4 protein-coding genes are annotated in these 7,196 nt (G+C 72.4%); 1 reads left to right on the top strand and 3 read right to left on the bottom strand.

Annotated features, from left to right (window positions below; all coding sequences use genetic code 11):
• Positions 1-261: 261 nt before the first annotated feature.
• From rpoD to ACQ5SO_RS17490, 3 genes are all read right to left on the bottom strand, one after another.
• Positions 262-2,274: an RNA polymerase sigma factor RpoD gene (gene rpoD, locus ACQ5SO_RS17500; RefSeq protein WP_430942925.1), complete on the bottom strand. Its 2,013-nt coding sequence runs from the start codon at positions 2,272-2,274 to the stop codon at positions 262-264.
• 194 nt (positions 2,275-2,468) lie between these two features.
• Positions 2,469-4,826, bottom strand: coding sequence for a DNA primase (gene dnaG, locus ACQ5SO_RS17495; protein WP_430942924.1), 2,358 nt, complete (start codon positions 4,824-4,826; stop codon positions 2,469-2,471).
• Between the two features lie 85 nt (positions 4,827-4,911).
• Positions 4,912-5,193 carry a DUF3572 domain-containing protein gene (locus tag ACQ5SO_RS17490; protein WP_430942923.1) on the bottom strand — a complete coding sequence of 94 codons (282 nt, stop codon included), beginning with the start codon at positions 5,191-5,193 and terminating at the stop codon, positions 4,912-4,914.
• 182 nt (positions 5,194-5,375) lie between these two features.
• Here ACQ5SO_RS17490 and ACQ5SO_RS17485 point away from each other — a divergent pair, with 182 nt between their 5' ends.
• Positions 5,376-6,884, top strand: coding sequence for a diguanylate cyclase (locus ACQ5SO_RS17485; RefSeq protein WP_430942922.1), 1,509 nt, complete (start codon positions 5,376-5,378; stop codon positions 6,882-6,884).
• Positions 6,885-7,196 lie beyond the last annotated feature (312 nt).

Below are 7,196 nucleotides of genomic sequence, written 5' to 3'. Positions count from 1 at the left end.
GGTCCGCTCGGTCGACGGCCACGTGCTGGCCCTGCCCGAGGCGCGCCGCCTCGCCGCCATGGCCCCCGCCTTGCAGGGAGGAAGGGGTCTGCAGACCCCTTCCTCCCCCTCGCACCCGGGCGCGTCGCCCCCGGCGGGGCGCAACCAGAGGCCCCCCGGCGGGGCGCAACCAGAGGCCCCCCGGCGGGGCGCAACGCAAAGGGGCCGGAGGTCTCCCCCCGGCCCCTTCGTCATGCCTGCATCGGGCCCCTGCCCGACCGCTTACTGGTCGAGGAAGCTGCGCAGCTTGCGCGACCGGCTCGGGTGCTTGAGCTTGCGGAGCGCCTTCGCCTCGATCTGGCGGATGCGCTCGCGGGTCACGCTGAACTGCTGGCCGACCTCTTCGAGCGTGTGGTCGGTGTTCATGCCGATGCCGAAGCGCATGCGCAGCACGCGCTCCTCGCGCGGGGTCAGGGACGCCAGGACACGGGTGGTGGTGTCCTTCAGGTTCGCCTGGATCGCCGAGTCCAGCGGCAGCACCGCGTTCTTGTCCTCGATGAAATCGCCCAGCTGGCTGTCTTCCTCGTCGCCGATCGGCGTTTCGAGAGAGATCGGCTCCTTGGCGATCTTCATCACCTTGCGGACCTTCTCGAGCGGCATCTGCAGCTTGGCCGCCAGCTCCTCCGGCGTCGGCTCGCGCCCGATCTCGTGCAGCATCTGCCGCCCCGTGCGGACCAGCTTGTTGATCGTCTCGATCATGTGCACCGGGATGCGGATGGTGCGCGCCTGGTCGGCGATGGAGCGGGTGATGGCCTGGCGGATCCACCAGGTCGCATAAGTCGAGAACTTGTAGCCGCGACGGTACTCGAACTTGTCCACCGCCTTCATCAGGCCGATGTTGCCCTCCTGGATCAGGTCCAGGAACTGAAGGCCGCGGTTCGTGTACTTCTTGGCGATGGAGATCACGAGGCGCAGGTTGGCCTCGACCATCTCCTTCTTCGCGATCCGGGCTTCCTTTTCACCCTTCTGCACCTGCTGGACGATGCGGCGATACTCGGGGATGTCCACGCCGACATGGCGGCCGATCTGGCCGATCTCGTCGCGCACGCCCTCGATCCGGTCGCGGTATTTCTCCACGAACAGGGCCCAGCCCTTCCCCTTCAGCGCGCCCACGCGGTCGACCCAGCCGGGATCGAGCTCCGAGTCGCGGTACTGCTTGACGAACTCCGCCCGGTTCACCTTGCAGGCGTCGGCCATCTTCACCAGCTGGCCCTCGAGCGTCATCAGCCGGCGGTTGATGCCGTAAAGCTGGTCGACCAGCGCCTCGATGCGGTTGTTGTGGAAGTGCAGGTCGTTGACCAGGGCCACGATCTCCGAGCGCAGGCGCTGGTATTCGCGCTCCTGCGTCGAGGAGAAGGTCTCGTCCTCCGACAGCGCCGCGCCGATGCGGTTGTGCTGCATCTCGTTCAGGCGCTCATAGTCCTGGGCGATGCGGTCGAGCTTTTCGAGCACCTGCGGCTTCAGCGCCGCCTCCATCGCGGCGATGGAGAGGTTCTGCTGCTCGTCCTCGTCGTCCTCGTCGTCCGAATTGTCGTCCGACCGGCCCTCTTCGCCCTCGCCCTCGGCCTTCTCGCCCTCGGCGGCGGGCGCGGCGGCGCCGTTCGCGGCAGGGGCGGCGGCGCCCGCGGCGGAGGCGTCGATCACCTCCTCGTCGCCCTCCTCCGTCTCCTCGGCCATGGTGGCGCCGAAGGTGGCGTCGAGGTCGATCACGTCGCGCAGCATGATCTTCTCTTCCAGCAGCTCATCGCGCCAGATGGTGATGGCCTGGAAGGTCAGCGGGCTTTCGCACAGCCCCGAGATCATGGTGTTGCGGCCGGCCTCGATGCGCTTGGCGATGGCGATCTCGCCCTCGCGCGACAGCAGCTCGACCGAGCCCATTTCGCGCAGGTACATGCGCACGGGGTCGTCGGTGCGGTCGAGGGTTTCCGAGCTGGAGGAGGTGGTCGTCACCTCCTTGGAGGTCTCGGCCTTCTCGCCTTCCTCGGCGTCGGCTTCCTCGGCCTCGACGACGTTGACGCCCATCTCGGAGAGCAGGGACATCACGTCTTCGATCTGCTCCGAGGACACCTGGTCCTGGGGCAGCGCCTTGTTGAGCTCGTCGATCGTGATGTAGCCCTTGGCCTTGGCGGTCGCGATCATCTTCTTGACCGCCGCCTGGCTCATGTCGAGCATCGGGCCTGCGCCGTCGGCCTGCTCATCGTCCTTCTGGGTGTCGTCGATGTCCTTGGCGGCCATGCACGTCTCCTGTCGACCGGGCGGCCGGCGCGGGCGTGGGGCGGGACCCGAAGCGGCGGCGAGGGGGCGTCCCCCGTCCCGCGCCAGCTTCGCTTGTCCTCCGCGCGCCCCGCGGCGAACGCGGGTCGGGTCTGCGATCCGTCACCATATAGGTGATTCGTTTCTCGAATCACCATGGCCGGATGAAAAAATGCTCAGCCCTTCCTGCCGGAACGAGTCGGAATGGAAAAGCCCTGAAGACGCCGGACGGCCTCTTCGTCGCCATCCTCTGCAAGATGATTCCGCTGCGCGGCGCCCGCCCCGTCGCGTGCGCGGGCCGCGGCGGCGAGGCGATGGGTCAGGTCCTCGCCCGCCTCGCCTTCCAGCAGGGACCTTGCCGCGTCCTGCATCTCCTCCTCGGCGCTGACCAGCGCCGAATGGCGGTCCAGCGCCTCTTCCAGCGCATGTTTCGCCGCGTCCGGGTCCGATCCGGGGGCGAGCGCGCGGGTCAGCCCGGCGGCCCTCGAGGCCCCCGCGGCCGCCCAGGCGTCGCCGCCGATGCGCGCGTCCACGAGGGCGCGGAACGCGGCGCGGTCGAGCGCGCCTTCCGCGTCGGCGGGGGTTTCGGAGAGCGCGCCGATCACCGCGTCGCGAATCGCCGAGAGGTCGGGATGCATGAACGGCGCCTCGGCCAGCGAATCCTCGAGCGCGAGCGCCGCGTCGGGATGGCCCAGCGCGCCGGCGAGGATGGCGCTTTCGCGCAGCCGCGCGCCCGCTTCCGCCGCCGCGCGCCCGCCCTGCCCCGTCGCGGCGATGCGCGCGAGGGCCGAGAGCATCGTCTCGCGCGCGGGACCGCCGGGGATGCGCGGCGCGCCGCGCCCGCCGAAGCCCTGCCGCCTGCGCCCGCCGCCGAAGCCGCCGCCCTTGCCGCCCCCGAAACCGCCGCCATATCCGCCCTGGCCGCCCACCGGCGCGCCGCCGCGGGCGAAGCGCTGCGCGCCCTCGGCCATGCCCGGCGCGCCCCCCGGCCCGCCGCGGGGGGCGGCGGGCGGCGGCGGAAAGCCCGCGTCGCGGCCCGGGTCCATGCCGGGATCGAAACCGTAATCGGGCTCATAGCCCGGCTCGGGGCCGAAATCGGGTCCGTAATCCGGCCCATCCCCGTAGCCGGGGCCGTAATCGGGCGCGAAGCCCGCATCCATCGGCGGCCCCATGTCGGGCGGGCCGAAATCGCGCGGACCGGCGTCCCGGGGTCCCATCTCCCGCGGCGGCGCCGGGCGCGCGGCCTGCGCCGGGTCGATCCCGAACAGGGCGCAGCGCCGCTCCTGCAGCGCGTCGATATAGTGCCGCCGCAGCCGCCGGTCGCCGATCTTGCGCGCCGCCTCGGCCAGCCGCGCATCAAGCCCCGCCCGCCGCTCGGGGCTGTCGAAGCTCTTGCCGTCCGTCTCGCGCCGCCACAGCATCTCGACCAGCGGGGCCGAGGCGGCCAGCGCCTCTTCCATCGCCTCCGGCCCCCGCTCGCGGATCAGGTCGTCGGGGTCGAGCCCGTCGGGCATCAGGCAGAAGCGCAGCGAATGCTCCGCCGAGAGATGCGGCAGCGCCAGGTCGATCACCCGGTAGGCCGCCCGCAGCCCCGCCGCGTCGCCGTCGAGCGCGATGATCGGCTCGGGACAGACCCGCCACATCATCTGCAGCTGCATCTCGGTCACCGCGGTGCCGAGCGGGGCCACCGCCTCCTCGAACCCCGCCTGGGCGAGGGCGATGACGTCCATGTAGCCCTCGGCCACGATCAGCCGCCCCTTGCGCCCCGCCGCCCCGCGCGCCTTGTCGAGGTTGTAGAGGTTGCGCGACTTGTCGAAGAGCGGCGTCTCCGGGCCGTTGAGATACTTGGCCTTGGCGTCCTTCTGCATCGCCCGGCCGCCGAAGCTGATGCAGCGCCCGCGCGCGTCGCGGATCGGGAAGATGATCCGGTCGCGGAACCGCGGATAGGTGCGCCCGTCATCGGATTTCGCGATCAGCCCGGCCTTGATCATGTCATCGACGGGGATGTTCTTGGCCGCGAGATGCTCCTGCAGCCCGTCGCCCGGGGGGGCGAAGCCGATGCCGAAATCCTTCGCCGTCCGGCCGGTCATGCCGCGGCCCTTCAGGTATTCGCGCGCCGCTTCCGCCCGCGCGCCGGTCAGCTGCGCGCCGAACCAGCGCGCGGCGATCTCGGCCACCTCGGTCAGGCCCTTGCGCGCCTCCTCCCGCGCCGCGGCGCGCGGGTCGCGGTCGGGCATCTCCATCCCCGCTTCCTCGGCCAGCGCGCGAACCGCCTCCATGAAGGACATGTTCTCCATCTCGCGCAGGAAGGTGATGTGATCGCCCGAGGCGCCGCAGCCGAAGCACTTGTAGAAGCCCTGGCCCTCGAGGACGTGGAACGAGGAGGATTTCTCGTGGTGGAACGGGCACGGCGCCCACCAGTCGCCGCGGCCGGAGCTGGATTTCTTGCGGTCCCACGTGACCTTGCGCCCGACGATGGACGTCAGGCTGACGCGGGCGCGCAGCTCGTCGAGGAATCCGTTGGGCAGAGACATGGGGCCATCATATCCGCCCGGGCGCGGCCGGGCGCAAGGGGGCGTCTGGTTTACGCGCCCGTCCCCCGCCGCCCTGCCCGGCCCTTCAGGTCCAGTGCGGCGCCTCGCCCCCCGGCAGCGCGGCGCGCGCCTGCATCGGGCGGTCATAGGGGACGCGGACCGCGTCGCAGAACGCGATCAGCGCCTGTTCGTCCTGCAGCAGGAAATCGAGCACGAAGCCGAGGAATTCCGGCTCCGCCGCCCGCGCGCGCAGGTCCGACGGACCGCAGCCCGCGGCCCCGAGGAACGCGCCCAGCACCTCGTCATCCGCCGCCATCCAGCCCAGCGCCTGCACCGCCAGCGCCTCGGCCCCGTCCCTGCCCATCATCGCGTCATCCTTTCGCCCGCCCCGCCGCCGCCCCGCCGCCGGGACCCCGCCGCAATCAGAACGTTTTCACTAAATCCTTCGTTAAGCGTTTTACCCTCTAGTAGCGAGAGACGGCGACGCAGGCCCGGCCCCCCCGGGACCGGCGGGCCGATGGTGACGTTCTCTCGGCGGAGGTGGAGCGCATGTCCGGGCGCATTCTTGTCGCGGACGATTCGGCGGCCAATCGGATGCTGCTCGCCGCCCGCCTGGGCGGCGCATATTACGAGACGCTGACGGCGGCCGACGGGCGCGAGGCGCTGGAACGCGCCTTCGCCGAATCCCCCGACCTCATCCTGCTGGGCCTCAACATGGTAGGCATAGACGGCTGCGCGGCCTGCCGGCGCCTGAAGGCCGATCCGCGCACCGCCCATATCCCCGTGATCCTGCTGACCGAGCGCAACACGCCCGAGGAACGCATCGCCGGGCTCGATTCGGGCGCCGACGATTTCCTCTCCCGCCCGGTCTCGGACCTCGAGCTGTTCGCCCGGGTGCGCAACCTCGTGCGCATGAAGAACATGGTGGACGAGCTGCGGCTGCGGGATGAAACCGCGCAGGCCCTCGGGATCGACCCGCGGGACGAGGCGGCGCAGCCCCCGGGCGACGTGATCCTGCTCTGCGCCGACCCGGCCCATGCGCGGGCCCGCGGCGCGTTGCTCGCGGCCCAGATGGACGTGACCGTGCGCCTGCCGCGCAACGACCGCGCGGCGCTGGCCGAGGCGGAGAAGACGCCCCCCGACGCCATCGTGCTGGAGCGGGACCTGGGCGCGACCCGCGACGGGCTGCGCCTGGTCTCGGCCCTGCGCGCGCGGCCCGCGACGCGGCACGTGGCGGTCATCATGCTGGTGCGGCCCGGCGACCTCGAGGGCGCGGCGGCGGGGCTCGACCTCGGGGCCAACGACTACCTCGTGACCCCGGTCGACGGGAATGAGCTGGTGGCGCGGCTGGCGAGCCAGATCAGGCGCAAGCGCGCCTCGGACCGGCTGCGCGACGCGCTGCGCGACGGGCTGATGATGGCGATCACCGACCCGCTGACCGGCCTCTACAACCGCCGCTACGCCGAGACTCACCTGCGGCGCATCGCCGACCAGTGCGCCGGGGCGGCCCAGCCGCTGAGCGTGATGCTGCTCGACCTCGACAAGTTCAAGACCGTCAACGACCGCTTCGGCCATGCCGCGGGGGACGAGGTGCTCTCCGAATTCGCCCGCCGCCTGCGCGCCAATGTGCGCGGCGTGGACCTGGTGGCGCGGATGGGCGGCGAGGAGTTCCTGGTGGCGATGCCGGACGCGGATGCCGAGGGCGCCGCGCTGGCGGCCGAGCGGATCCGCGCCGCGGTGGCGGCCGAGCCCTTCGCCATCGGCGCGGACCCGGGGCGGATCGACGTGACCGTCTCGATCGGGCTGACGGTGGCCGGCCCCGAGGCGCTGGCCGCCCCGGTCGAGGCCGAGGCGCAGCGCCCGGCGGCGCTTCCGGGCGCGGGCGGGCTGGCCGAGGCCGCGGCGCCGCGCCCGCTCCATCCCCTCGCCCGCCAGGCGCGCCCGGCGCGGCTCCAGGCGCGGCCCGACCTGCCGCGCACGCTCCTCGCCGCCGCCGACCAGGCGCTGTACGCGAGCAAGGATGGCGGGCGGAACATGGTGACGACCAGCGCGGCCTGAGCCGGGCGCGGGGAGGAAGGCCAGGCGAAGGCCCGCGGCGGCCCGAAGGCCCGAGGCCCTCCGCCCCGGCGCCGAACGCCATGATCGGGCGGGCGGGAGCGCGGACATCCCCGCGGCGCCGTCCTGCAGCGGCTGTGATGCGCCCTGGCCCATCCGCCGCCCGGGCGCGGCCGGATCGGCGCGTTCCCATCGCGCCCCTTCAGCCCGCAACACGGATCACGCGGCGCGCCCGGACCGCCACCCTCCACCTGCGCGCCCCGCAACCCGCCGCGCGCCCCGGGCGGCGCGCCGGGAAGCCCGGCGCCCGGGAGC

The organism is Rhodovulum sp. DZ06, from assembly GCF_050586345.1.
Lineage (GTDB): Bacteria > Pseudomonadota > Alphaproteobacteria > Rhodobacterales > Rhodobacteraceae > JBOCEF01.
Note: the sequence above shows the minus strand (reverse complement) of the source record. Positions and strands in the feature narration are given on the sequence as shown.

Coding starts and splice junctions, on each gene's coding strand:
- ACQ5SO_RS17490 (WP_430942923.1), bottom strand. CDS start 5,193: ATGATGGGCAGGGACGGGGCCGAGGCGCTGGCGGTGCAGGCGCTGGGC.
- rpoD (WP_430942925.1), bottom strand. CDS start 2,274: ATGGCCGCCAAGGACATCGACGACACCCAGAAGGACGATGAGCAGGCC.
- ACQ5SO_RS17485 (WP_430942922.1), top strand. CDS start 5,376: ATGTCCGGGCGCATTCTTGTCGCGGACGATTCGGCGGCCAATCGGATG.
- dnaG (WP_430942924.1), bottom strand. CDS start 4,826: ATGTCTCTGCCCAACGGATTCCTCGACGAGCTGCGCGCCCGCGTCAGC.